General features: G+C 61.8%; 22 protein-coding genes. 2 read left to right on the top strand and 20 right to left on the bottom strand.

Annotation, left to right across the window (positions count from 1 at the left end; translation table 11 throughout):
• Positions 1-293: 293 nt before the first annotated feature.
• From D8V06_RS24345 to D8V06_RS24250, 20 genes are all read right to left on the bottom strand, one after another.
• Complete coding sequence (locus D8V06_RS24345; protein WP_130931973.1) at positions 294-1,166, bottom strand: CsgG/HfaB family protein; 873 nt, start codon at positions 1,164-1,166, stop codon at positions 294-296.
• 31 nt (positions 1,167-1,197) lie between these two features.
• On the bottom strand, positions 1,198-1,617 hold the full coding sequence (locus tag D8V06_RS24340; RefSeq protein WP_130907794.1) for a curli assembly protein CsgF: 420 nt from the start codon (positions 1,615-1,617) through the stop codon (positions 1,198-1,200).
• On the bottom strand, positions 1,614-2,003 hold the full coding sequence (gene csgE, locus D8V06_RS24335; protein ID WP_056854533.1) for a curli production assembly/transport protein CsgE: 390 nt from the start codon (positions 2,001-2,003) through the stop codon (positions 1,614-1,616). Before csgE ends, D8V06_RS24340 begins: the two co-directional genes overlap by 4 nt.
• A complete protein-coding gene (locus tag D8V06_RS24330) occupies positions 2,000-2,539 on the bottom strand; it encodes a type II secretion system protein (RefSeq protein WP_130931972.1) in 540 nt (179 codons plus the stop codon). The genes csgE and D8V06_RS24330 overlap by 4 nt, the downstream gene beginning before the upstream one ends.
• Positions 2,514-2,888 (bottom strand): type II secretion system protein, encoded by a 375-nt coding sequence (locus D8V06_RS24325; RefSeq protein WP_056854535.1) that lies wholly within the window; start codon positions 2,886-2,888, stop codon positions 2,514-2,516. Before D8V06_RS24325 ends, D8V06_RS24330 begins: the two co-directional genes overlap by 26 nt.
• Positions 2,889-2,892: 4 nt before the next feature.
• Positions 2,893-3,366: a type II secretion system protein gene (locus D8V06_RS24320; protein ID WP_056854536.1), complete on the bottom strand. Its 474-nt coding sequence runs from the start codon at positions 3,364-3,366 to the stop codon at positions 2,893-2,895.
• A 2-nt stretch (positions 3,367-3,368) separates the two neighbouring features.
• Positions 3,369-5,201 carry a secretin N-terminal domain-containing protein gene (locus D8V06_RS24315; RefSeq protein ID WP_130931971.1) on the bottom strand — a complete coding sequence of 611 codons (1,833 nt, stop codon included), beginning with the start codon at positions 5,199-5,201 and terminating at the stop codon, positions 3,369-3,371.
• A complete protein-coding gene (locus D8V06_RS24310; protein ID WP_130906328.1) occupies positions 5,198-5,707 on the bottom strand; it encodes a hypothetical protein in 510 nt (169 codons plus the stop codon). The genes D8V06_RS24315 and D8V06_RS24310 overlap by 4 nt, the downstream gene beginning before the upstream one ends.
• A complete protein-coding gene (locus D8V06_RS24305) occupies positions 5,707-6,255 on the bottom strand; it encodes a GspMb/PilO family protein (protein ID WP_056854539.1) in 549 nt (182 codons plus the stop codon). Before D8V06_RS24305 ends, D8V06_RS24310 begins: the two co-directional genes overlap by 1 nt.
• A complete protein-coding gene (locus D8V06_RS24300; RefSeq protein WP_130931970.1) occupies positions 6,242-6,787 on the bottom strand; it encodes a PilN domain-containing protein in 546 nt (181 codons plus the stop codon). The genes D8V06_RS24305 and D8V06_RS24300 overlap by 14 nt, the downstream gene beginning before the upstream one ends.
• A gap of 1 nt (position 6,788) precedes the next feature.
• A complete protein-coding gene (locus tag D8V06_RS24295) occupies positions 6,789-7,592 on the bottom strand; it encodes a hypothetical protein (protein ID WP_056854541.1) in 804 nt (267 codons plus the stop codon).
• Positions 7,573-9,279, bottom strand: coding sequence for a GspE/PulE family protein (locus D8V06_RS24290; RefSeq protein WP_056854542.1), 1,707 nt, complete (start codon positions 9,277-9,279; stop codon positions 7,573-7,575). The genes D8V06_RS24295 and D8V06_RS24290 overlap by 20 nt, the downstream gene beginning before the upstream one ends.
• An 84-nt stretch (positions 9,280-9,363) precedes the next feature.
• Entirely contained in the window at positions 9,364-9,897 is a 534-nt protein-coding gene (locus tag D8V06_RS24285; protein ID WP_130931969.1) for a response regulator, read from the bottom strand.
• A 221-nt stretch (positions 9,898-10,118) separates the two neighbouring features.
• A complete protein-coding gene (locus D8V06_RS24280; RefSeq protein ID WP_130931968.1) occupies positions 10,119-11,072 on the bottom strand; it encodes a peptidylprolyl isomerase in 954 nt (317 codons plus the stop codon).
• Positions 11,073-11,085: 13 nt separating this feature from the next.
• Positions 11,086-12,636: an ABC transporter substrate-binding protein gene (locus D8V06_RS24275; RefSeq protein WP_130931967.1), complete on the bottom strand. Its 1,551-nt coding sequence runs from the start codon at positions 12,634-12,636 to the stop codon at positions 11,086-11,088.
• A 9-nt stretch (positions 12,637-12,645) separates the two neighbouring features.
• Positions 12,646-13,272 (bottom strand): SCO family protein, encoded by a 627-nt coding sequence (locus D8V06_RS24270; RefSeq protein WP_056854546.1) that lies wholly within the window; start codon positions 13,270-13,272, stop codon positions 12,646-12,648.
• Positions 13,269-13,925 carry an SCO family protein gene (locus D8V06_RS24265; RefSeq protein WP_130931966.1) on the bottom strand — a complete coding sequence of 219 codons (657 nt, stop codon included), beginning with the start codon at positions 13,923-13,925 and terminating at the stop codon, positions 13,269-13,271. Before D8V06_RS24265 ends, D8V06_RS24270 begins: the two co-directional genes overlap by 4 nt.
• 12 nt (positions 13,926-13,937) lie before the next feature.
• A complete protein-coding gene (locus tag D8V06_RS24260; protein WP_130931965.1) occupies positions 13,938-15,890 on the bottom strand; it encodes a YncE family protein in 1,953 nt (650 codons plus the stop codon).
• A gap of 190 nt (positions 15,891-16,080) precedes the next feature.
• Positions 16,081-21,909, bottom strand: coding sequence for a manganese-oxidizing multicopper oxidase MnxG (gene mnxG / locus D8V06_RS24255; protein ID WP_130931964.1), 5,829 nt, complete (start codon positions 21,907-21,909; stop codon positions 16,081-16,083).
• A 206-nt stretch (positions 21,910-22,115) separates the two neighbouring features.
• Positions 22,116-22,724: a lytic transglycosylase domain-containing protein gene (locus D8V06_RS24250; protein WP_056854550.1), complete on the bottom strand. Its 609-nt coding sequence runs from the start codon at positions 22,722-22,724 to the stop codon at positions 22,116-22,118.
• Between the two features lie 205 nt (positions 22,725-22,929).
• On the opposite strand from D8V06_RS24250, the gene gspG reads away from it, so the two are divergent.
• Positions 22,930-23,367, top strand: coding sequence for a type II secretion system major pseudopilin GspG (gene gspG, locus D8V06_RS24245; RefSeq protein ID WP_056854551.1), 438 nt, complete (start codon positions 22,930-22,932; stop codon positions 23,365-23,367).
• A 14-nt stretch (positions 23,368-23,381) separates the two neighbouring features.
• Positions 23,382-24,569: a type II secretion system F family protein gene (locus tag D8V06_RS24240; RefSeq protein WP_130906320.1), complete on the top strand. Its 1,188-nt coding sequence runs from the start codon at positions 23,382-23,384 to the stop codon at positions 24,567-24,569.
• The last annotated feature ends 223 nt before the right edge of the window (positions 24,570-24,792 follow it).

Here is a 24,792-nt window from a genome sequence, read left to right as displayed (position 1 = left end):
TTGGTTGACAGGCCGCCATCGCTGGCAAGCCAGCTCCCACTGTGGATCCCGGTGTGATCGGGATTTTCGACCACTCAAGATCCTCTGTAGGAGTGAGCCTGCTCGCGATAGCGGTGGATCAGTCAACACTCCTGTTGAATGTGAAGCCGCCATCGCGAGCAGGCTCACTCCTACAATTGGCTTGGGTACATCCGCAGGAGATTGGTCGGCTGTCAGGCCGCCATCGCTGGCAAGCCAGCTCCCTCAGGAAACCAGGTTCACCCGCAATAACAAGGCCCGAAGGCCGCCTCGATTTACTCCTCCGAACCCTCACCCTCAGGCGTCACCTTGTTCTGGGTCAGATAGCGCTCAAGCGTCTCATTTTGCGGCGGTGCGGAGTTGTCCCCCGCCACCTGCCACATCTTGCGTTCGATCCCCTGTGCCAGCAAATGCCCCACCGCCGCTTCAATCGCCGACAGCACACACAACTGTGCCGGTTCGTTGGTGGTGTAGCCGACCTCGGCCTCGAGCAGTTTCTTGAACTCGATGAACTTGAACACGCCGGCGCTGCGCCCAACGGAGTAGATCGTCTTGCTGGTCATCACATTGGCCAGCACCTGCCCGCTGCGTACGTCCACCGCCCGCAAATTCACCGTGACCTGGTCGACCCGATACTCCCGGGAAATATCGATGCCCAGGTAGCGTGCCCCTTCCCCGCCGCTCTTCACGTTGGTGTCGTAGGCGATGATCCCGCCTTCAAGCATCATGTTCGCCGCTTGCAGCGGTGGCAGTTCAGCCTGGATGTTTACCGGCGTGTTCGGTTTTTTCTGCGATGCGCGGATGATCTTGCGCTCGGTCAACAGGTTCTGCAGCCCTTCTCGTTCCAGCACCACGAACCAGCCGCTGGCCTGCATGGCGTCCATCAACATGCTCGCCGCCCCCTGGGTGACGCTGGTGGAGAACGAGCTGGCCGGGGTCGGTTTGTATTGTCCGGTCTGGTCACGGAAACCATAAACAACCGCCATCAACCGGCCTTTGGGTCGCGGCATGTTGATCAAATCGTAATAGGTCGACGCCCGGGGTGTCAGGGTCGGCGTTTCGGTGTCCTGCTCAGCGCCAATGGGCTCGCGCAGGCTGCAGCCTTGAAGTGCTGCCAACAGCATCCCTAGCAAAATCAACTTCTTCATGTCCGTTGCTCCCCGTCAGCCCAAATGCCCGTCAAGGGGCGAGGCCATTAACCTTGATTTCCGACACTTCACCGGTCGCTCGATCCGTCACTTCAATCGTCAGTTGCCCCGAGTCGTCTAGGACGTTGACGATAAAAGCGTCTGTGGACAGGCTCCCCGTATTGCCGGTGGAGATGTTGTCCAGCAATTGCCCCAGCAACCGCGATTGCAACTGGCTGCTGAAGCGTTCCAGGGCCGAGGTGCCGGTCAGGGCAGCGCGGTCCTTCAAGTCAGGGTCGTCATAATCGTTTTGCGCCTGGGCGTTGTTGAGCAGCCAGGTGCCGTTCAGCGGGTTGCCGCCAAACGATGGATTGATCGGTGTGTAGACCAACTCCGTGGCCTGGACCAGACCGCAACTGCCGAGGCCGAGCAAGCACAAGCCACTGCGCTGCAAGAACGTTTTCATTTTCATAGTTCGTCCCTCTCAAGGTCCGTGGTGTCCTGCAACAAGGTTTCCAGCTTGCGCTGGACAATCTGCCCGCGTACCCAGTCGGCGGCGGCATAGGCCTCGTCCTTGAGCTCGACGGTGTTCGGCGGCAGGAAGCGCCGATAAACCAAACGCTGTTGAAATTCCACGGTCACCAGGCTGCCCCAGCGAGCCGAAGGTCGTTCGCGAACCACCAGGTTGAAATCCATCGGGCTGGTGGCGCGCAGGCGTTCACTGAACGAATAGTAAAAGTCGTGGCCGATGTGCGAGATCGTGTCGTCGATGATGAAACCGAGCATTTCGTCCTCTTCGCCAGCCGAGGCGGCAGAGGTGCTCAACACCAGGATCAAGGCCAGGCAGAGTCTGTTCATGGCTGCAACGCCTGTGGCTGTTGCGACTGGCCCTTGGCCGGGCCGGATGTGCCATCAAGGAAGGATTTTTCGGCCACGAATTGCCAGTCCTTGTAACTGGCCATGCCGTTGAAATCCGACCATTGACTGGGAAAGTCCGCCTGTTTGAGCGGTTTGTCCGTGGACGGGCTGCTGATGCCAGTGATGCGTCCGTCGAAACCGCGCATCAGGAACCATTCGCCGCCGCCGATCGGGTCCGGGTACAGCTGGCGGATGTGGTGTTTGGCATTGGGAAAACGCTCGTCCTGCAGCAGGTCGGCGAGTTCCTTCGGGTACTGTGCCAGGCCAGGCGAACTGCGGTAATAGCTGCGCAGCGCCTGGGCGTACTGGGTGCCGACCCACAGCAACTGACGCTCGCGATCACGCCGCGAAGCGGTGGACCACAACTCGCCGGCACTGGCCAGGCCCATGCCCATCAACATGATCAGAAACAGCACCCCCAGGTAGGTGAAACCGTCCTCTGCCGCAGGCTTACCACTCGGAATAAAGGCTGCCATCACGCGCCCTCCCTGTGGCACCACTTTTGATATCGGCAACCCCGCCGGCCACGCCGTCCGGGGGGGCAACCATGACCCAGGCGTCTTTGCGCTCGACAATCGGGTCCATCGGCGAGTTGCGCAGATAACGCTGCTCGACCAGTTGTTCGATGGAATCCGGATAACGCCCGGTGTCGCCGTAGTAGTGATCCAGCGCCTCGCGCATGGCCGACAGGCTCTGGCGCAAAGTGGTCTCTTTCGAGGCCTCCAGGCTGTTGAAATAGCGCGGCAAGGCGATGGTCATCAGCGTCGCGATGATTGCCATGACCACCATCAGTTCCAGTAGGGTAAAGCCCTTTTGCCGGCGCATATGTTCACCACTCCCGGTACGCGATGCCGTTGAGGCCTTTGCCTCGAGCCTTGGAGTAGACGTCAAAGACGTCCTGCCCGTCCCGCGGGTTTTCAGCGGTGCTGTCGTAGGAGCGCAAGCCCCAGCCGCCTTCGTCGTCACGCTTGACCGGCGCCAGAGGGTCGTGGGGCACGCGCCGCAGGAAATAGAACTTGGCCCCTTTGGCGCTGCGCACATCCCGCACGCCTTCAACCAGCACTTGCAGGTTCGGCGGGTAGCCGTTGCTGTTCAGCGATTTCTCGATGTAGCCGGCATCGAATGCACGCTTGTAGGCATCGATGGCGTCGCGGATCTGGTACAGGGCGGTACGCAGTTCCTGCTCTTTGCCCCGGCGCACCACGGTCTCGGTCAGCGGTGCGGCCATGCCGGCCAGCAGGCCGATCAGGGACAGCGTCACCACGACTTCGATCAGGGTAAAACCGCGTTGCGAGGCGTTCATGATCAAGGCTTCCCGACGGTAACGGTGGTGGCGATCGGTGCGCTCATGCCTTGGGTGCGAACCTCTTCGACTCCGACCTTCGAACGATCCGGCGCCTGGATGTGCATGCTGGTTTCAGTGCCGGTAGGGAATTCCATGTCCGACGGGCTCTGGTACGGCAGGTTGCGCACGATCCGCGGGGTGATCGACAGCACCAGTTCAGATTTACTGACGTCATCCTTGTTGCTGCCGAACAGCCGGCCCAGGCCAGGAATGTCACCCAGGCCCGGGATCTTGTTGCCGGTGCTGCCATGGTCGTTGCGCATCAGGCCAGCAAGGATCTGGGTTTCGCCGTCATGCAGGCGCAGCGTGGTCTGCGCGTTACGGGTATCGACCTGCACCGGAATCGTGCCTTGGCGGGTCGGCTCCAGAGGTGTGGCGTTACTGACTTCCAGGGCGACCTTGATCGCCACTTCGTTGTTCAGGTGCACGGTCGGCTGCACTTCCAGTTTCAAACCGACATCGAGGTAAGTCACGCTTTCGGTGATCACCGGTCCCTGAGTCGACGGCACCGACGTGGCGCTGATGATTGGTACGCGCTGACCAATGTGGATGCGCGCCTGCTCACGGTTACTCACGCGGATGACCGGGCTGGCCAGGGTGTTGATGTCCTTGTCCTGGGCATTGATCTTGGCCTGTGGCGACGGAGAGATCGTGATGCGGCTGGAGTTGATGCCCTTGAGTTGATCGAGAATGGTCACCGCCGAGCCATCGCTGTTGACCACGCCGAAGGTGTTCGGCCATTGCAGGCCAAGGTCGAGGATGCGCTGGGTGGCGACTTCCATCACTTCCACTTCCAGCACCACTTCGGGGTTCGACTGATCCTGGGATTGCAGGAGTTTCTCAGCCATGCGAATCGCGTCGCCGCTGTCGCGCATGGTCAGGGTGTTGAGGCGCTCATCGACGAACACGTCGCGGGTCTTGAGCATGGTCTTGATCATGTTCAGCGCGGTGTTGGCATCGATGCTGGTCAGGTAGAAGGTGCGCATCACCAGCTCTTGGTAATCCTTGAGCTTCTGCGGTGAGTCGGGGTAGATCAGCAGGGTGTTTTCGTTCACCACTTTCTGATGCAGCTGGTTCTGTTGCAGCAGCAGTTCCACCGCATCTTCGATACGCACGTCGCGCACGAAAATCGTCGCTTTCATGTCCGGGCGCAGGTCTTTGTCGAAGATGAAATTCAAACCGGCCACCTGGGACAGCACTTCGAAAATGGTCTTCAGGTTGGCGTCGCGAAATTCCAGGGTCACCGGTTTGTCGAGGCGAGTACGCAGTTGCGGATAAGGAATCACGTTGCGGCTCTGCACCAGGCGGATATTGCCTTGCAGCTCCAGCGCGCCTTCATTGTTCGGGTCCAGTTCGAGGATCTGCCGCACCTGGCGCTCGGACCCGTACACGTCGCCCCGGCGCAGGTCGCCGCGGGCCAGTTCGAGCTTTTCATCGAGGCTGCGCATGTGTTCGAGCTGACGCAGGGCGTCCTGGCCGCGACGGTTGTTCGGCTCGATGGTCAACACTCGGCCGTAACCCATGCGTGCCGAAGCGAAATCACGTTGCGTACGGTCCATGTCGGCCTGGGTCAACAACGCGGTGATCGCGCGGGCTCGGGCACTGTTGAGCGCAATGTGCAGTTCGGTGTCGCGAGGGTTTTCGCGCAACCCTTCCTCGATCCGTGCCAGGCCGGCTTCGTACTGCCCCTGTTCGATCAGGTCAGTGGCTTCCTCCTTGGCAACCTGCGCCGAACTGCACGCGGCCAGCCCTGCACAGAGGCAAAGGCTCATCAGCAAACGGGATTTGTTCATTGCGCGCTCCCCACAGACAAAGTCTGGGACAAATGCAGAGGCAAATAGACCAGGCTCAGTTCCAGATCGGAAATCCCCTCGATCTTCCATGTGTCGTCGATCACATCCCCCTTGCGCACGACGTAGATTTTTTCGCCGTTCTGCAAAAACACTTGCAGGTCAGTGCGATCATCCATCCGGCCAATGAACTGGAAAGGCATCGGCGGTGCAGTGGGGGCCTGCACGACCGGAGCAACGGTGACGGGTTTTTCGGTGACACTGGCCAGTGATGGAGCAGCCTTCCAGCTGCGGGCGGCAAACAGGTCGCCGGCCGGGCTCAGGTCCTTGATCGGCGCAGGCGCGGCGGAGGCTTTTGCCGTAGACGACGCCTTGCCTTTGGCAGGTGTGGCAACAGCGGCGACTTCCACGTCACTGTCGTCAGCCTGCTTGAAATACTCGGGCAACCAGGTCAGTGCCGCGGCGACACCGAGAAAGGCCACCCAACCCACCACGCGCTTGTTGTTCATCATGACCTCGACAGGTAAAGGGTCATGCGGATCCGACCAGTGAGGTCGGTGTCGGCGATCTTCTTGCGCTGGAACTCCACGTCTTCGATGACCACCGCCGGCAACTGCCCCAGCAAGGCGTGCAGGAAGCGCCGCAATTGCGGGTAGCTGCCACGCACCGGCAGCAGAATCTGATAGCGCGCCAGGTGGGTTTTCGGATCGATGCCCAGCGAGTATTCGCCACGGGCCAGGGTGATGCGTTCCACGGTGGCCAACGCGTAGATCTTGTCGATGGCGACGGTAGCCTGCGGCTGGGAGGGCAACTTGCTGCGGAAATCATCGAGCTGACGCTGCGGCACCACCGGCGCGGCCACGCTGCCCTCCTCGACCTTGGCCAGATATTCACTGGCTTCCCGGGTCTGCTGGCTCAGGTGCTGCAGTGACTGCCAGTCCGGCAGCAAACCGGCCAGGCCCCAGGTCAGTGCCACCACCAGCAAGCCAAGTCCCGCCAGGCCCGGCGCGCCCAGGCTTTGCAGGTATTCGTGGACGATCAATCTAGGGATTTGCATCGCCAATCTCCCAGGTAGCCGACAGGTTGAATTGCACCGGGTGCTCCGGCACGTTGGCGACGATTTCGTGGCTGAGCAGCGACACATCGGACAGCTCGTCGCTGGCTTCGAGGCGGCGGTGGAAGTCGAGCATCGCGTCCAGGTCCCGCGCCTCGGCGCTGATCCTGACCTGGCCTTTGCGGGCGTCCGGGGTCAGGGTCAGCAAGGCGATGTTGTCGCGGGGCATCGATTCGAGCGTGGCGAACAGGCGTTCCCATGGGCGGCGCAATTGCTGCGAAACCTTGCGCATCTCGGCCAGGTTTTGCGCCTGTTCGCGGGTTTCGGCCGGGGTCAGGCTGACCTTGCCGCCGGTGTCGCCGGTGAGCACACGTTGTGCGGTTTGCAGATGACCCTGGTGTTGCTCGGCCTCCCCGCTCAGGTGTTGCTGAATCAGTATGCAGCTCAGCGCCAGCACCACGCCCCCGGCCAGCAGGCTCCAGCCCAGAGGGCTCGAACGGCGGCGCGGTTGAAAGTCGAGCATCAGCGGGCGCATGTCAGGCCACCGCCCGGGACATGACGTACAGGCAATCGCGTACGGCAGTCCGGTCCTCTTCAAGGGTGCGCAAGTGCACACCGGGCACGTCAGGATGCGAGTCGATGCGAGCCGGTGCGTGCAGGTAGACATTCAGTGGCCGTTCGCTGGCGCAGGCCTGCAATTGGCTTTCGCGGCCGATCAGCGCGGTCAGTGCCGCATCGCTGTCGCTGCTGCCCACCGAACGCACCGCCGTCCAGCGACCTTCGCGGGCCAGCAGCATCACGCTGCGCACCGGCTCGGCGACGACGAACAGGAAGTCGCCGGCATCGAAGCTCTTATCGAAGCGGTTGAACGCCGCCATCAGGTATGGCTGTACCGAGCGCAGACGCAGGCCGCGGCCACTGGCCAGCGTCCGCAGGCGCTCCAGCAAGTCTTGTGGCAGCGCGGTTGCGATGCGGTCGTAGCCGGCCGGTTCCGCCGAGAGTACCAGGCTCCAGGGCTGGCTCGGCGCGCCATAGAGGTCTTCGAAACACAGCTGGGCAAATCCGCGCAGCTCATCGGGGCTGCTGATCTGCTCGCTCCAGGGCACCAGGCAAAAACGGCTGAAGTGCCCGGAAACCACCACGGCCAACTCCGCACCGGCACGGGTGTGTTCACCCAGCAGACGGTCGAGGGTTTCCAGGGCCACGGCCCAGGCAAGGAAACCTTCATCGATAAAGCCGACGCTGCCAAGCCACAGAGTTTCATTGCCCCGCCGCTGGCCGAGACCGACACCACTGGCGCCGAGCACGGCGACATAACGCTCACGAGATAAAAGTGACACGATTGATCTCCTCGAGCGTGGTTCGGCCTTGTTGCACCAGTTCCAGGGCTGACTCGCGCAACAGGCGCAAGCCACGTTTGCAGGCATGCGCCTTGATTTTCGCAATGGGTTGGCGCTCGACGATCATCTGCCGCAGTTCGTCGTCCAGGTGCAGCAGTTCGGCAATTGCACTACGCCCGCGGTAACCGGTGCCGCGGCAGTGACCGCAACCCTTGCCGTGGACGAACTGGTAGTGAGCGACCTGCTGTGGATCGAGACCCGAGGTCTCCAGCTCTTCTTCGCTCGGCACATACGCGCTGCTGCAACTGGTGCAGACCAGGCGAATCAAGCGCTGGGCCAACACCGCATTGAGGGCACTGACGAGGCTGTAGGGATCGATTTCCATTTGGGTGAAACGACCGATCACGTCGAATACGTTGTTGGCGTGAATGGTGGTGAACACCAGGTGCCCGGTGAGTGCCGATTGCACGGCGATCTGCGCGGTGTCCGGGTCGCGGATTTCACCGACCATGATCTTGTCCGGGTCGTGACGCAGGATCGAGCGCAGGCCGCGGGCGAAGGTCAGGCCTTTCTTTTCGTTGACCGGAATTTGCAGCACGCCCGGCAGTTGGTACTCGACCGGGTCTTCGATGGTGATGATCTTGTCCACGCCGTGGTTGATCTCGGTGATCATCGCGTACAGCGTGGTGGTCTTGCCGCTGCCGGTGGGGCCGGTGACCAGCACCATGCCGTAGGGCTCGGCGGCGAGGCGGCGCAGTTGGCGCAGGGTCTCTTCTTCGAAGCCCAGGGCTTGCAGCTGCACGCCGCAGACTTTGTCGGCCAGATCCTGTTTGTCGAGCACCCGCAGCACGGCATCTTCACCGAAAATGCTGGGCATGATCGACACCCGAAAGTCGATCTGCCGGCCACTGATGCCAATCTTGAAGCGACCGTCCTGGGGCACGCGTTTTTCACCGATGTCCAGCTCGGCCATGACCTTGACCCGGGAGATCACCTGTTCGGCAAACTCATTGCCCTGGATTTTGCTGATGTTGTTCAACACGCCGTCGATGCGGTACTTGATCACCAGACCGCTGCCGGTGGTGCCCAGGTGGATATCGCTGGCGTGCATTTTCAGCGCGTCGTACAGGGTCGAGTTGACCAGCTTGACCACCACACTGGAGTCTTCGCTGATGCTGGTCAGGGACAGGCTTTGCAGGTTATCGATTTCGGCGCCGGTGTCGCTCTGGGCGTTGAGCGATTCCACCGCGTGGAAGCTCTCCTCGTGGCGCGCCAGGTAGGCTTTCAGGTCATCGGCATGCACCAGGTACAGAGCCGCGCCATGCAGACAGTCGTCGATCCAGGCCAGGCGCGCGCTGTCGAACGGGTCGGCAAACACGCCGATGACTGCGTCGTCGTAATGCAGCAGGGTGAATTCGCGCTTGAGGCATTGAGCCAGGGTGACCCGGTCGAAAACCGGCTTGGATTGAAACAGGCTGTCGGTGTCGAGCACCGGGTAATGCAAGGTGGCGCCGAGGCATTGGATGAAAGGCATCGGGGCCAGTTCGGACAGTTGCCCAAGGGCATCGAGCATGCGTTCGCCGGAAGCGGCAGCCAGAACACGCGCCTGGGCCAATTGCTCACTGGTAAACCGGGTCGGTACACAGTCCAGCGGCGCAGCATCGACGACAAGTGATAGACGGTCCATGGCTTGCTCTCCAACGCCCGGGGCTTTGAGCCCTGTCGGCGCGGCGAGCATTTTCGGCGGGGGCCGGAACGTCTTGTCGCGCCACTACTCCCCGGTGAGCAATTGTTCGTCGTCTGGCGCTTTGGAGGCCGAGGAACTTCGTCGGCGATCAGCTAGCACCCAACTACCGTCGTACAACTGCAGCGGGAAACTTTCGGTCCTGCTCTGGCGTCGTTCGACGAATCCTTCGGAAGCGCTCGTACCTGCTCTGGGTTCTCGCCCCCTGCCTAGAAGATCCAGCACTGCCCGGGCCAATTCCGCCAACGGAAAGGGTTTGAACAGGATGTGGCTGACTCCCAGTTGCCGGGCCCGTTCGCAAACTTCTGCGGTGGGATGCCCTGTGATCAGCACAAAATGACACTTCCTGTTATGGCGGACGGCATCGAGCACCTGAAAGCCTTCCATATCGGGCAAGCGGTAATCGAACACCATCACATCGGGTGCAAAATCGTCAGCTTCAGCGATTCCTTGTGCACCGTCGTGAGCAATCCGGACGTCCAACTCTTGCGCCTGCAGGTAACCCTGAAGGTTTTCAGCAAGAAGTTGTTCGTCGTCAACAACCAGTACTTTGTTTAACAAGGTGGACTCCTTGAAACCGCAGGTCCGAATACCGAGCCTGATGGAGTGCGCGCCTTGATAGGTCTAACGCACACTTCATGCCAGGCTGAGCGCCGGTAATTTTATGAATTCATGTCCTTGAATTTAAAAGCAATGCCTGTTCGTCCACATACCCCACCCCCCAAAAGCGGGGAAAAGCGAACGCAGGTGCATTGATGCTTTTCCCCACTGTTGGGGAATGCTCAATCGTCGTCAATCCGTTCGATTCGATTGCTGGAACGCAGCTGTGCCAGCACCCGCAGACGAGCCTGAACCTGTTTCTGTCGGGCAAGGTAAGCCCGAACCATGTCAAGTCCTTGCTCTTGTGTGACATCGGCTGCCTCCATTCGGTTCTGTACATAAATCAGATGCCATCCCACCGCCGTTCGCACCGGCTCGCTGACGGCGCCCGGCGCCAGGGCAAACGCTGCCGCGTCGAACTCCGGCAGCATGCGACCGCGTGCAAAGTAGCCCAGATCTCCGCCATCGCTGGCCGAAGCGTCTTGCGAACCGGTCCGGGCGACGCTGGCGAAATCTTCACCCTGAGCGATACGCGTACGCATTGCCTCCAAGCGTAGTCTCGCAGATGAAACAGTGGAAGCATCCGCCCCCTGAGGCACTTTGATCAGGATATGCCTGGCCTGCACCTGTTCAGGTCGGTTCATTTCAGCGCGATGTTCGGCAAAAAACGCTTGCACCTCCTTCTCGTCCGGTTCGCTGACTTTGGTCAGATCAGCAAACATCTGCTGGGCCGCCAGCTCGCGGCGGGTGTATTCGATGTAGGTCGCCTCATTGAAACCGGCGTCCTCCAGGCGTCGGGCGAACACCTCGGCACCGCCGAAGGCCTGACGCGTCTGGTCGACCTGATGTTGCACCGCGGCGTCGCTGATCACTACGCCGCGCTTGACGGCTTCCTGCCAGAGCAGTTCCTTGTCGATCAAGGCATCCAGGGCGGCCTTGCGCAATTGCTTGTAGGCCTTGGGATTGCGGATGCTGCCCAGCGCACGGCCCTGATCTTCCAGGTATTCGGCGAAATAACGCTCCAGGCGCAGCTGGGAAATTTCCTCGCCATTGACCCGTGCCACGGCCGGACCATTGCTGCAAAACGCAGCGGGAACCCATAGCGTCAACAGGACCAGCAAAGTCTTGAGTTTCATGTTCGGCCTCCGGTCAGGGCATGGCGGCGATGGGTTTGTACGGTGCAACCAGATAAAAGCGTTGGTCGGGCAGATCCACGGTGACGATATGGGCGCCGCTCAGGCCCAGGCGGCGACCCGGTCCAAAGCTGATCAGCGGGGTCAGACCGGTATCGAAGTCATGCAGGCCTTCCAGGGCGCTGACCAGTTTCTCGCGGCTGGCATCGCGCCCGGCCTGCTTCATGCCTTCGCTGAGCAACAGCATCGAGCTGAAGGCGCCGACTTGCATGACCGCGTGTTCACCGCCGAGTTTCTGCCGTTCGCGCAACTGGGTCAGAGCCAAACGGCCGGCAATCGTCCAGTCGCTGGGCACGAATGGATAGGCCAGGAATACCCGCCGGGAAAAACCGCTGGGCACTTGCAACAAGTCACCCGCGACCTGGTTCGACGCGGCGAACAGGTAAGGCACCTGCCCCGCTGTTTGCAGGCGCTCGGCCAGCCGGCTGAAACCGCCGCTGCTGCCCAGGTAAAACACCGAACGTGAGCCCAGGGGCAACTCGTCCTGGGCCGATTCGTAGGGTTGCAGGCGCACTTTCTGCCAGGCGTTGTCTTGCAGGTATTGCGCGAGTTTTTCCGCTGCCAGACGCTGACCGGGTTCGTCCGGATAGGCGATCAGCGTCGGGCCTTGCAGCACCCGCAAACTGGCGGCGGCATAGTTGGCCAGGGCGATCATCTGTTCACGCAGCCCCGGCAGAGGCTCGAAGATTTGCCGGCTGATCTGGGCCGAGCCTTGCAAAGACAGGGGTCCTATCAGCGGCACACCGGCCTGTTCCAGGCGCGGCACCAGCTCACTGTCCAGCGCTGGCACCAGCGGTGCAATCAGGGCGAAGACCTGTTCCTGCTCGATCAATTGGTCCAGCGCCTGCTCGGCACTGGCACGGTCCGGTCCTGGATCGAGAATGGTCAGGCGTAACTGTCGGCCGTGGATCCCGCCGGCTTCGTTGATCCGCGCGACACTGCCGCGCAGCACCGCCGCCACTGTGGCACCCTCCTCGCTCAAGGCTCCGGTGCTGGGTAGCAAGGTGCCAAGATGCAGACTGTCCGGGCTCAGTCCCGGATCACGATCATCGGCCAGGCGCTTGAGGTACGCCGTGAGGTTGCGTTGGTCATTCATCGACAGCACGAACCGCGGCATCGCCGGGTCCAGCCGATTATTGCCCGGGTCTCGCCCTTCCTGGATCGCCCGGGTCAATGTCCCTTCGGTATACGCCGGGTAAGCGCGGCCGTTGACCTGCTGCTGGCCATAAGTACTGGTCAGCCGCGACCAGCTGAGGTCCGGCGGCCGTACTCCGCCTTCAGGTCGCCCCAGTCCATCGCTGCCGTGGCAATTGGCGCACGGCAGGCTGCTGGCCGGCAACAACACGCCGGAAGCGCCGACCCTGGCCATGATCGGCTCACCGCTCGCCGACACACCCTCGCGGTACAAGCGCTTGCCCGCACTTTCACTCGGGGTCAGCGGCAACGCGTGGGCAGCGCAACTGAGGCCACTGAGGATGAACAGGCCGAGGATGAGGGCGTTTTTCATGGCGCAGGCTCAACGGCCAGCCACGGGCATTGTCAGCAACTGCAAACGCTGGGCAATGGCGGCGGCCGGGGCATCAGGACGGATTTTACTCCAGCGTTTGTTGGCCACATCGCCGACGATCAATTGGGTGGAGTGCTGCTCGGGGCTCGGTATGACCTGGCCGATGCGTCCCAGAACGAGGTCCATTTGCGCTTTGTCGCCGGTAAGAAAAAGCCAGTGGGGCCCATCGACGCCCTGCTTCAAGGTGTAAGCCTTGAGTACCGCCGGTGTATCGCGCAGCGGATCACTGGTAAGGGAGATGAAGGTAATGCCGTCCGCCTTGTCGCCCAGCACTTCGCGTACTTCCTTGAGCTTTTGGGTGATCAACGGGCAGGCATCGTTGCAACTGGTGAAAATCACATTGAGCAGCACCACGCGGTTTTGCAGGGCGTCGCTGTAAAACCGCAGTGTGTTGCCGTTCTGGTCCTGCAACGGCGTGTCGGTGAACCAGGTTTTTGCGTCCCTTGTGCCACTCGCCGGCGGCGCCGCGGCTGTCGCGCTTGCCGGTTCCGGTTGCTCATGCCCCTCATGGGAAAACGCCGGGATACTGCTCATGCAAAAGCAGGCGGTCAGGACCATCAAGACGAACGCTCTCATGGCTGGTGCTCCATGGCGATGGCGGTATGTTTGGCATGAGCGTTGCGCTCGCCGCTGAGTTTCTCGACTTCACGGCTCAACACTGCCGGATCGGTGAAGCCGTAATAGCGGGTCCAGTGGCGACTGTTGCCGTCACCCACAAGGATCAAGGGTTGGTGATTCTTGAAGTCGCCGCTGAACGAGCCCAGGCCCTTGAGCGTGTCGTTGACTGATTGCGGTGAGCCGGTCAGCCAACTCCAGCCGGGGCCCTTCTGGAACGTACGGGCGTAGTCGTTCAGGCGTTTGGCATCGTCGCGTTGCGGGTCGATGCTGATCGACACCAATTGAACTTCGGTGCCGACCCGCGCCCCGAGCTGTTTCTGCACCTTGCCCATGATCGAGGACACCACCGGGCAAACTGTGGTGCAGCTGGTGTAGATGAAACTCATGACCACGATCTTGTTGTCGACCAGGTCTTTTTCCAGGCGCACGGTCTTGCCGTTCTGGTCCACCAGCGCCACGTCGGCGAACTTGACCTGGGCGCGTTCCGAGCTGGCGCTTTTGGCCGCCATGTCGTGACCGACGTGTTCATCGGCCGAGTGCGCCAGGGCGTGGCCAATACCGACGGCCATCAGGCAGAGTGTCAGCAATCCATGTTGAGCTAATCGGTTCATGTCGATGTCCTCTCAATGAGCTTCGCCGGGGATCACCCGAACACTGGCAAATGTCTGGTCGCCGAAATTCGCCCCCAGCGACGCTGCACGCACGTGCAGGTACCACGCACCGTTGTGGTCGAGAGTCACCGGGGCTTCATAAACCCCGTTGCCGACATCCAGTGCCGCGACCGTCTCGGGCCGGGACGAAGGCGCCAGGAAATAGCGCACCTGCACGTCCTTTACCCCACTGCGAAGTGCCTTCTGCTTGCCTTCGACGATGCGAAAACGCACAACGTAGGGGCTACCCAGTGCGGCAGTGGTTTTGTCGAGCAGGAACTCCACCTTCGCGGCGCCCATTGATTGAGTGAGCGCCGGGTTGGCCTGCACGACGGTGTTGAAGCAATGGATGATGTTCGGCTGATTGAGCAGGAACGCCACGTCGAAGCGCCCTGCCGCTGGCAACTGGATCCGCGCGCTGTACAGCCCCGGCTCGACTTCGCGCAGGCTGCGGTCAATGACCATCGCCGCCCGCGCCACTTGCCCGCGGTTGGGGTAGCCGGACATCGGTGCGTTCATGCCTTCGGCGTAGAAGTACGTGGTGTTGTCGGTCGGGTTGACCACAAACACCGCGTTGTCGTCCCGCGACACCGCCAGGCTCGACGCCAGTGGCAGGTCACCGGCCAGCCGTGGCGGCTGCGGTCCGGCTTCGAAACCCTGGGTGATCGGCTTGCGGCCTTCGCCCAGGGACGCCAGGTTGATCATCGTCACCTTCGGCGAAGCCAGTCCGCGGATATAGGCGTAGGCCTTGGTGAACACCACTTGATAGGGCTCGGCGGATACATCCATTTCATGGATCAGCGCGTCGTTGGCCGCATCGATCACCGAGGCCTGGTTCTCCAGGGTGTTGAGCACGATGCCGAAACGGCCATCCGCGCTGAAACCCATAGGGCCGAGCCCCTGCTTCAGCTTGATCACCCGGCGCACCGACTGGCTGCTGGCATCGACCACAGTCACCGTGCCGTCCTTGCCATCGGCGACATAGGCTGCGCCGGACAGCGGCGAATACACCACCGACAACGGGTGCGAGCCGGTCTTGAGCTGTTTGATGATGCTCAGGCTGGCGATGTCGATAATGCTGACGGTGCCGTCGTCGCGGTTGGTGACGAACGCAAAGCGACTGTCCTTGCTGAAGGCGATTTCATGATGGCCGCCACCGGTGGGCAAATGCTTGAGGGTCTTGAGGCTGCGGGTATCGATCACCGTGACCCCGGATTGCTCCGCATCCTTGGCATTGTTGCCGACCCACAACAGGCGCTCGTCCGGTTGCAGGGCCACGCGCACCGGGTTGCTGCCGGCCGCGACTGAGTCGACCACTTTGAATCGTTCGCTGTCGATCACTGCGACTTCACTGGCGGCCGGCATCGAGACAAACACCCGCTTGTTGTCCCGGGGGGTGACCCAGTCCATCGGCGGTTGCTTGATATCAATGCGGGCCATGGTACTGGTGATGCCGCCCACCGACACCGACGGATCGACCACCGAAACGCTGGCGTCGCGGTTCATCACCAACAGGAAGTAGCTGTTGAGGTCGAGCAGTGGTCGCGCGCCGATGTTCGACTTGAGGAACACACCGACCCGGGCCTTGCAGCTCTGATCGCGGCCCTGGGCCTTGTCGGCGGCCACGGCTTCCGGGTCCAGCCAGGCACCGGGGGCGACGCCCGAAAGCGGTTGGCCGGAAGCCTTGTCGGTCACGCGAAATTGCACGTCGGCGAACTCACCCTCACGCAATACGCCATCATCGGCCAGCGGCCGTACCTGCAAGGCCACCGAGACGCCGTCTCGCTCAAGCGTCTGGCCGGTCCAGGTATCGGGCAGCGCCACTTCGCTGAGCAGGGTCGGTGGCGTCGTGCGCGATACCCCGAACCAGATCAATGCCCCTGCGACAGCGAGCGCACAACTGGCCAACATGATGGTCCTGCTCATGACAAACTCCCCTTCAGATCCTTGTCTGCCTATCCAGCCTACCTACCCTTGTGGCGAGGGAGCTTGCTCCCGCCGGGCTGCGCAGCGGCCCCAAAACGTTTGCAGTCAATGCAGATTTTGTGAGTGCTTTGCACTCAAGCGGGAGCAAGCTCCCTCGCCACAGGTTGTCATTTCTTGCTCCCTCTCTCGCTCACGGCGCAGGCGCCGGCTCCGGCTCGTTGGTTACCCGCAACAACCCCCACAACCCGGACGTGTTGCCATAGGCGCCGTAGTCGCGGAACAGGTAGTCACCCGGTATCGCGTTGACGCCCCCGGCGCTCGGCAACATGAAGCTGAAGTGGGCTGCCGGCAGCACGCTCTCGCGGGCGCCGATGTACATCGACATCGGGTTGTAGCCGAACTTCACCGACCCCACGCCAGGCGTGCCCATTGGATAGCCACCGGTATCGCTCTTCTCCGACAGGAACGGGTTGGTCGACCAGACGTGACCGTCAAGCTGGAACGTCGTGCCGCGACTGCCGCCGGTAGGCATCAGGATGTGCGTACGGAACGGCTGCCCCGGCTTGGCGTAGAGCACCGGCGTTTGCGGATCACCGCCCACCAGCGCATTGCTGTACGCCATGTGCGCATTCACCATGTCGCCGTAGCCCGCACCATCGGCATGCCCGAACGGTGCATCCGGGGCCAGGCCGAAGCGGTACCACATCGGTTCGGTCTTGTAGTTGATGGCCATGCTGGAGTTGTCCTGCGGATCGGTCGGTACGCCGAACCCTTCTGCAGCAATCCCCTCCACCGGCCGACCGTTGGCCCAGCGAGTGTTCAAGGCTTTCTGCCAGACCATCGCAAAGTCACGATAGGTGGTTTGCCCTGGCGCTGTAACCGTCGCATTCACTTTGCGCGTGTCGTCAACCCAGGTGGCACCCATCGGCAGGACGCTCATCGCAGCGGCCAAGCCTTTTTGCGACTGCTTGATCACATCCGCCGGGGTGAAATTCAACCCGCCGAACTCCACCGCCGTGGCGTTGATGTTGTCGACATTGCGCCCCAGTTGAGTGATCGGTTTGCCTTCACGCTCCAGGTGCCCGGCGTAGTACTGATAGGTACGGGTCGGGTACGCGCCGCTGTTGCCGATGCGCGGTGGCACGGTCTGGATCGGGTTGGCGCCGACGTTGGTGCCATCGGATTTGGTGATGTCGTACGCCAGCAACTGCGCGTGCAGACCCACGTGGCTCGACGGCCGCATCAGGTTGTTGCTGAAGGTGGTCGAACCGGTGCCGCTGTTGCGATCCCGTTTGACCATACCTTGCATCACTGCGGTCTGGGTCAGGTCCGGCATGACGCTTGGCAGACGGTTTTCCAGGGTGATGTTGATGCAGTCACCGGCCGCTGCGCGCAGCACAAGGGGTTCGACAGGCACACCGGGTTTGAGCTTGCCAGTGGTTGGGTCGAGGTCAGCCTTGCGCACGTAAAGGATCGCGGTCGGGTCATGCAGCGGCCCACTTTGCCCGCCGATGGTGATCGTTTCACCATCTTCGGGGTCGACCACGGTGACTTGAGGAATGCTCACCGGCCGCGAGTTGAACACCAGGGTGCCGCCCGCCGGATTCAACGGCCCGCCGACATGTTGGCCGAGCCCCGCCGGATCACCGATGGTCAAGCCCAACGGATTGGTGAGAATGTCGTTGGCCAGCGCCGCGACCACTTCATAGTTGCGTTGCGGGGTTGGCCGAGTGCCAATGCCATTGGGGTTGGCGCCATAGCGTGGGCAGATGCCCTCGAACGCCACGGTGTTGCGCATGCCGGTCGGTTTCGCATTGTTCGGCAACGGGAACAGATCGCTGCGTTGCGCGGTGTAGTTGCGCATGACACCCCAGATGCCGCTCCAGTAACCTTCGATCGACGCATCCATCGAGTACAGGTAATCACCCGTGGTGGCCGCCGAACTGGACAGCATCGATACCGGCGCAATGAAGCCCATTTGCTCGGAGATGCCGATCATCTGCGAAGCACGCCAGCCGGAGTTGGAGCTGGTGCCGAAACCGGAGCCGCTCTGCAACCACTTCACGCCGTGCAGGGTGACGTTGTGCTCCTCTTCGTGACCGCCGGCATGCACCCGCAGCCGCACGTTGTCGCCGGTGTAGGTCCGCAGCATCGGGGTGAACGGATCGCCAGGCTCGGCACCGCCCTTGTTGATGTGCGGCGGGAACAGCGTGGTGCCGCCCGTCGGGCCGGTGGCTGCGGTGATCAGGTTCGGTGCCAGGTTCATCGCCGGGATCGCACGGTCGGTCCGGCTTTGCATGGCGTACGCCAGGTCGCCGCCGAGGCCGTCGGCCTGCATGCCGCGCTTGCCGTCCGGGCCGACCTTGTTCGGGTCGTACACCCGCAGGGCCAGCGGTTCGTTGCGGTAATTGACCACGAACATGCCCGGGTCATCCACCGAGATCGCTTGTGGGCATGGCCGGCTCGGGCAGCCAGGCACCATTCCACCCTGCACTTCGATAATGCCGTCCAGCAGGGTGCTGGCGTTGTTGCGCACAGGCGGGTTGATCGCGTAGCGGAAGCTGTCGGCGGTGGCCGGGAAGCTTTGCGCATCCGGTTTACCGTCCGGCCCGGCGCCCACGTAGACACCGGCTTCATAGGCGTGCTGGAAGTCGCTGTACTCGAGGAAGAACTCACGGAAGCTGTCGTTCTTGCCGTCGCCGTCCAGGTCGCCGGTCGAGATTACCGCTTGCCATGATGTCGGCCCGCCGTCCTGCCGCGCACCGCTGTACAACGGCTCGCCGGTTTCAGCATGGAACCAGGTCGAGCCTGCCGGTTCAGCGAGCACGGTGGCGTACAGGCCAATCTGCTGGTGCGTCGATGGGCCGAGGTGGTCGTGGGTGAAGATGGTGCCAAGGCCACGGTCCACGCCCTTGGCGTTGACCACGGGGTCGACAAACCAGCGTTGCATGGCCGTCCGCGCTCCCACCCAGTCGGCCCGGCCGAATTGGCCGAAGAACGGGTGGTTCTTGGCTTTCGGACACGCCGGGGTGCCGTCACGCGGATCGGTGCCTTCGCACTGGTTGAACTCACGGATGGCGAGGATGCGCTCCTGCACGGCGCCAGGGGAAAGTACGCCGTCCTCGTAGTTCCAGCCGTTGGCCGAGCCGTCTGCGGCGGTCAGGTCCCACTTGGGCAAGTGAATGTGCTGGCCGATCACGTCGGTCGGCGTGCGCACTTGATAATCGTCCATCTCGTAGACGGCCGGCACCAGGTTGGTTTGCTGGTACTGCACGCAGTCGAAGGTGTTCATGCGCATCACCAGAGGCTCTGGCGGACGCTGCTTGGTGATCACCGGCCAGGCGTCTTCCCACAGCGCCAGGATGCGCGCTTGCGGGAAGTGATAGCCGACCTTGTTGTACACGGCGTCGAACTGGATGTTCGCCGCTTTGTAGACCCGAGGACGATCGGCAGTAAACGTCGAGGCGCCGATGAAGGACATGCCGTCGAGGCGCTCGCCACTGGCGAACTCACCGGTGCCGGCGCTGCTGGTCAGGCGTTTTTGCCGGTCATCCATGCAGGGTTCGTAGTACGGCGCGCCGGCCACCGGCAAAGCGCCGTTGGTGCGGAAATTACGCGCCACGATCTGGTTGCCCGGCAGCAAGGCGTAGCTTGGGTGGTCTTTTTTCGCATGGAAGGCCATGGCTGCCTGTTCGACTTCCGTGCCCTCTTCTGGCAAGTACAGCGGTTTGGCACGTTTGACTTCCTTGGAGAAATCCAGGGATGTAGTCACGGTCTCAGCCTCGCCGCCAGCGGAAAAACCGTCCAGCGAATGACGTCCCAGGCCACCGTCCCAGCCACCGGACTGATTAGGGTCGAGGTTGGCCCACAAGGCATTGCCCGAAGACTTCAGGCTCTGTGCCGTGGCGGCGTCGAGCATGTCCAGCGGCGGAGTCGGCGGGCGTTGGCCGACCGAGCTTTCCATGCCGCCGATCCAGAACGGATAGCCAGGATTTTTCAGGGTGCCATCAGGGTTGCGGTTGGCTTCGCTGCGATCGACCAGCGCCAGCGAACCGATGGCTTGCGCGCCGCCGCTACCGCCGTGATGCTCGCCGTCGTCGTCCGCTTCTTCATCGTCGTCATCGTTGGCGGCCACCAGGGTTTCGCCGATTTTCGGCACAACCGCGACTTTGCCGGGCATCGGCGCCATGGCTTTGCCGGGCAGTGGCACCACGGCCGGGATTGGCGTGCCGGCAACGATTTCACCATCGGGCAAGGCCCGTGCACCTGCCGCAGGTTTGCCGCTGCGCAGGGCGTAGGGTTCGCTGTGGAAACCATCGTCGCCTTGTTGCGACACTTCGAGTTTGGTGCCCTCTTCAAACACGTCATGCACGCGCCACATGGCCCACATGCCCTGAGCAAAGTGCGGGTAGAAGTGGCAGTGATAAATCGCATCGCCTGCGACCCGGTTACGGTTGCCCGAACCGCCGTTGGCGATCTCATAGGTGTAGCCGGCACCTGGGCCGATGCCCTGGGCATCCACGTAGTCCGAGTTGTCGTCATTGGGGTTGAACAGCCACTGATGCCCGTGCAGGTGGAAAATGTGCTGCTCGTGGCCATTGTGGGTGTTGCGGAATTTGACGAAGTCACCGATGTAGCTGTGGTTGACGTTGGATGGCTCGGACGGGTACAGCGCCATGGTGGCCTTGACCCCGATCTGATCGGCGTTCGGTGTTTGACCGGGGGTGATGCCTTCCAGGCCGGCGTTGGCCGGAACGTCCACCAGCATGGCCACGTCGCCCACGGTGTGGGAGCTGAGGAAGAATTCTTCATAGGCACAGGACAGGCAATCATGCATCGGCCCGACACCCAGACGGTTCGCCACGACTTCAGCCCCCATGCCACCGGAACCATAGTTGATCATGAACGAATCGCGGGTCGGCTCCAGCACGTGGGCCATCACCGGGTCGGCCCAGTAAGCGGGAAAGGCCTGGGTCGCGGCGGTTTCATCCTGGAATTGCGAGGCAAAATCGCGGAACGGCTCCAGGCGGTTGGGGATCGCCGGGTTGCGCTTGCCAACGGCTTCCAGCGAATAGGTCGAGGGCGGGAAACTGCCATCGGCGTTGCTGCCCATCACGATCGCGTCGCTCTCGCTGGAAATGATTTCATTACCGTCGACCATATTGATGATCGGTGTGCCGGCCTTGCCTTCACGGATCCATGGCTCGCGCTGCGGGTAGCGCGCCTGGTAGTCGACGATCGGCTGGCCGGTCGGGGTGCGCCCGGTACTGGCCAGGCGCATCTCTTCTTCAGTCACGGTATTGCGATAGGTGCGACCGCCCTTGGGTACCACGACCACTTGACCGAACAGACCATTGGCGACGTTGCCGGCCGCGCCCTCACCACCGAAGGTCGCGCCACGGCTACTGGCCGCGAACACCCCTTCACGCTCGGCGTACAAGGTATAGGAGCGGGTAGCGCCGGGCGCGATCAGGGTGTTGGCGTTGCGCCCGGTGAAAGAGGCGATGTCATCAATGCTGTTGACCGCCTGCATGCCATTGACCTGAAAGCCCACATGGCGGTCGGCGACCTGTTCGTCGACTTTGAATTGATCGGTGTTGCCAGGATTCCCGCTGCCCTCTTCTTCCTCGCCCTCGCCACTTTCGTGAGAACCGGGGTTGGCCTGATAGGCCAGCAGGTTTTGCAGATTGATGGTCAGGCAGTCACCGGCGGCGACCCGCAATACCAGAGGACGCGGGCGTTTGTCAGGCCGCAATGAAACCTTGCCCGGCACCGCCGCGCCGCCCTGGGCCAATGAAACGTCATGGTCATCGACCACATCGCGACGCAGGGCGAACATCATGCCATTGACGTTTTGCGCTCCCAGGCGGTTGAACATCAGGGGCTGGTCCAGCGCCACGACGTTGGCCACCAGGTTACGTTCACAGCGCGCAGCCGCTTCGGCAAACTCGATGCCCAGCATCGAAGCGAGCAACAGCAACCAGGGAATTATGTGTGGAACGCGGTAAATGCCGGACATGATCTCGGGCCTCACTGTGGGTGCTCACAGGGAATAGTTCTCGACAAATCCCCTTCAGCAATCTGCATGCCATAAAAAATTCTCTTGTTTTTCAGTCCCTTGCGTTTGTCACTTGATCCAACGGGGGAAATCACCCAGTTATTCCCCACTTTTTCGCCGGGGCCACCATGCCCCAATGTCGGGGAAAACCGTCCCGGGGGTTTCGCTCATAGCGGCGCATCCGCTGCCAGCCCCTGCAAACGCCGGTACTGGCGCAAGACACTGGGCACATAACGTTGGGTTTCGGCGAACGGCGGGATCACCCCGCCACGGCTGAGCACCGCTTGCGGGCCGGCGTTGTAGGCCGCGACGGCAAGGGCGATGTCGTTGTCGAACAGCGTCATCAGGCGTTTGAGATAGCGGGCGCCGCCCTGGATGTTGGCCTTGGGGTCATAGACATCCTTGACCCCCATTTCCCGGGCCGTGTCGGGCATCAACTGCATCAGCCCACCGGCGCCCTTGGGCGATACGGCGCTGGCGTTGTAGCTGGACTCGGTCTGGATCACCGCGTGCAACAGCGCCGCCGGCAGCTGGTTGTCCGTGGCCGCCGCCGCCACCAGTTCGGCATAGGGGCGGGCGGCGATCATTTGCGGTTGCTGATCGAGGCTGACAACGGCCGCCTCGGCTTCACGAATCACCCGTTCATACTGGCGCCCGGGGCGGTGGACGTTGGACAGGACAAAGTTGCCCTTGGCGTCCACGGAGACGAATACATCAGCCTGTACGGTGCCGGTCAGCAGCAACAAACCGAGCATTGCTGTGGTGAGATTCTTCATGGTTCTGTCTCCCCTGCCCGGCCCCGAAAAATGGGGGTAATGCCCCAATGGCCGGACGTTTATCAGCCATACGCAAGCACTGTGCCGAAAGCGCGAGAGGCCGTATTACGGGGGTTGCAGAAGGAAGGCAAACCTCGGGCAGACCTTTGCATGGCAATTGCATAAGCCCTTGTTGCGACCCTTCTGCCGACTGTGTGAGGTCATCATGAAACAGTGTTCGCGTGTCTCTGCCCCGCGTGCTCAACGCGGGTTCACATTGCTTGAACTGTTGGTGGTGCTGGTGGTGCTTGGGCTCTTGGCCGGCATCGTCGCGCCGAAGTATTTCGCTCAACTGGGGCGTTCCGAAGTGAAAGTCGCCAAGGCGCAAATAGAAGGCCTGGGCAAAGCCCTTGATCTTTATCGTCTGGAGGTCGGCCACTACCCTTCGACCGAACAGGGCTTGCAGGCACTCGTCAGCGCGCCCAGCGATGAAACCCGCTGGACCGGCCCGTACTTGCAGAAAAAGTTGCCGCAGGACCCTTGGGGCCGTAACTACACCTACCGCTATCCCGGCGAAAATGGCGAGTACGACCTGTTGTCGATGGGCAAGGATGGCCAGCCCGGCGGCGAAGGCGAAAACGCCGAAGTCACCAGTTGGCAATGACGGACATGGCGACCATGCGCTTTCACCTCAAAGCAGTGGGCAAGGCCGGTGTGGTCACGATGACCGTGGAAGCGCCGGGGCACAGCGAAGCGCGACGCATCGCCGAAGACCAGGGCCTGCGGGTGGTCAGCCTGCGCGCCGAGCGCCATTGGCGGGCCTTGCGCCTCAAGCAGCGCGAAACCTTTAACCTGGTGTTGTTCAGCCAGGAACTGACCACGCTGCTCAATGCCGGCCTGCCGCTGATCGACGCGCTGGAAAGCCTGGCGGAAAAAGAGTCCGCGCCACAGGCCCGTAAAACCCTGAGCGAGTTGGTGCGCCTGCTTTACGAAGGCAAATCGTTCTCTCAGGCATTGGGCCAGTTGTCGGCGGTTTTCCCGCCACTGTATGTGGCGCTGGTGCAGTCCAGCGAGAAAACCGGGGCCGTGGGTGAAGCCCTGGGCCGCTATGTCAGTTATCGGCAACGCATGGACGAGGTTCGCCAAAAGATCATCAGTGCGTCGATCTACCCCCTGCTGTTGTTGGTGGTGGGGGGCGGCGTAGTGTTGTTCCTGATGGGTTATGTGGTGCCGCGCTTCAGCCTGGTGTTCGAAGGGCTGGGCTCAAACCTGCCTTGGCTGTCGCAGATCCTCATGAGCAGCGGCATGTTCCTGCACGCACATCAGGGCGAATTCTTTGGTACTTTCATGGCCTTCATCGTCGCCCTCGCCCTGCTCCAGCGCCAGCCGTCCTTTCGCCGAGGGCTGGATCGCCTGATCGAAAAGCTCCCGGCGGTACATCAGCGCATCTTCATGTATGAGTTGGCCCGTTTCTACCGCTCCCTGGGCATTCTGCTACAGGGCGGCATTCCCCTCGTCACCGCCATGGGCATGGTCCGCAATCTGCTGACTCCCGCCTCCCGCGTACGCCTGGACCAGGCCTGCGAGCGAGTGCGCGAAGGGCAATCATTGTCGGCGGCGCTGGAACTCAATCATCTGGTCACGCCGGTGTCCCTGCGTTTGCTGCGTGCCGGGGAACAATCCGGCAACCTCGGCCAGATGATGGAGCGCAGTGCCGACTTCTACGACGAAGAAATCAGCCGCTGGATCGAATGGTTCGTGCGGCTGTTCGAGCCGTTGCTCATGACGTTCATCGGTTTGTTGATCGGGGTGATCGTGATTTTGATGTACATCCCGATTTTCGAGTTGGCCTCGAGCATTCACTGACCCCTCTGGAACGGGCCTGTAGGCCCGTTCCCTGGTTTGTCGACGGAGTGACTGAATAAATCGCCGCACTGGCGTGTTCCCCTTCTGAATATGGCAGCACGTTGCAATGTTCATCCACGCTCCAATCTGAACAAGAAGACGGAGAACGACATGCACATCAACAAGCTTTTACTGGCAGTAGCTATTGGCGCGGTTTTGTCGGCGTCTACCGTACTGATCCCGG

The organism is Pseudomonas sp. Sample_24, from assembly GCF_004307605.1.
Classification (GTDB): Bacteria; Pseudomonadota; Gammaproteobacteria; order Pseudomonadales; family Pseudomonadaceae; genus Aquipseudomonas.
This window is presented reverse-complemented; position numbering and strand designations above follow the sequence as displayed.

Excerpts from the sequence above, each read along its gene's own strand:
- D8V06_RS24345 (WP_130931973.1), bottom strand. The coding sequence starts at position 1,166 with ATGAAGAAGTTGATTTTGCTAGGGATGCTGTTGGCAGCACTTCAAGGC.
- D8V06_RS24325 (WP_056854535.1), bottom strand. The coding sequence starts at position 2,888 with ATGCGCCGGCAAAAGGGCTTTACCCTACTGGAACTGATGGTGGTCATG.
- D8V06_RS24265 (WP_130931966.1), bottom strand. The coding sequence starts at position 13,925 with ATGAACCGATTAGCTCAACATGGATTGCTGACACTCTGCCTGATGGCC.
- D8V06_RS24250 (WP_056854550.1), bottom strand. The coding sequence starts at position 22,724 with ATGAAGAATCTCACCACAGCAATGCTCGGTTTGTTGCTGCTGACCGGC.
- D8V06_RS24330 (WP_130931972.1), bottom strand. The coding sequence starts at position 2,539 with ATGGCAGCCTTTATTCCGAGTGGTAAGCCTGCGGCAGAGGACGGTTTC.
- D8V06_RS24270 (WP_056854546.1), bottom strand. The coding sequence starts at position 13,272 with ATGAGAGCGTTCGTCTTGATGGTCCTGACCGCCTGCTTTTGCATGAGC.
- D8V06_RS24305 (WP_056854539.1), bottom strand. The coding sequence starts at position 6,255 with ATGCAAATCCCTAGATTGATCGTCCACGAATACCTGCAAAGCCTGGGC.
- D8V06_RS24260 (WP_130931965.1), bottom strand. The coding sequence starts at position 15,890 with ATGAGCAGGACCATCATGTTGGCCAGTTGTGCGCTCGCTGTCGCAGGG.
- mnxG (WP_130931964.1), bottom strand. The coding sequence starts at position 21,909 with ATGTCCGGCATTTACCGCGTTCCACACATAATTCCCTGGTTGCTGTTG.
- csgE (WP_056854533.1), bottom strand. The coding sequence starts at position 2,003 with ATGAACAGACTCTGCCTGGCCTTGATCCTGGTGTTGAGCACCTCTGCC.
- gspG (WP_056854551.1), top strand. The coding sequence starts at position 22,930 with ATGAAACAGTGTTCGCGTGTCTCTGCCCCGCGTGCTCAACGCGGGTTC.
- D8V06_RS24290 (WP_056854542.1), bottom strand. The coding sequence starts at position 9,279 with ATGGACCGTCTATCACTTGTCGTCGATGCTGCGCCGCTGGACTGTGTA.
- D8V06_RS24275 (WP_130931967.1), bottom strand. The coding sequence starts at position 12,636 with ATGAAAAACGCCCTCATCCTCGGCCTGTTCATCCTCAGTGGCCTCAGT.
- D8V06_RS24315 (WP_130931971.1), bottom strand. The coding sequence starts at position 5,201 with ATGAACAAATCCCGTTTGCTGATGAGCCTTTGCCTCTGTGCAGGGCTG.
- D8V06_RS24280 (WP_130931968.1), bottom strand. The coding sequence starts at position 11,072 with ATGAAACTCAAGACTTTGCTGGTCCTGTTGACGCTATGGGTTCCCGCT.
- D8V06_RS24300 (WP_130931970.1), bottom strand. The coding sequence starts at position 6,787 with ATGCGCCCGCTGATGCTCGACTTTCAACCGCGCCGCCGTTCGAGCCCT.
- D8V06_RS24340 (WP_130907794.1), bottom strand. The coding sequence starts at position 1,617 with ATGAAAATGAAAACGTTCTTGCAGCGCAGTGGCTTGTGCTTGCTCGGC.
- D8V06_RS24320 (WP_056854536.1), bottom strand. The coding sequence starts at position 3,366 with ATGAACGCCTCGCAACGCGGTTTTACCCTGATCGAAGTCGTGGTGACG.
- D8V06_RS24240 (WP_130906320.1), top strand. The coding sequence starts at position 23,382 with ATGCGCTTTCACCTCAAAGCAGTGGGCAAGGCCGGTGTGGTCACGATG.
- D8V06_RS24310 (WP_130906328.1), bottom strand. The coding sequence starts at position 5,707 with ATGAACAACAAGCGCGTGGTGGGTTGGGTGGCCTTTCTCGGTGTCGCC.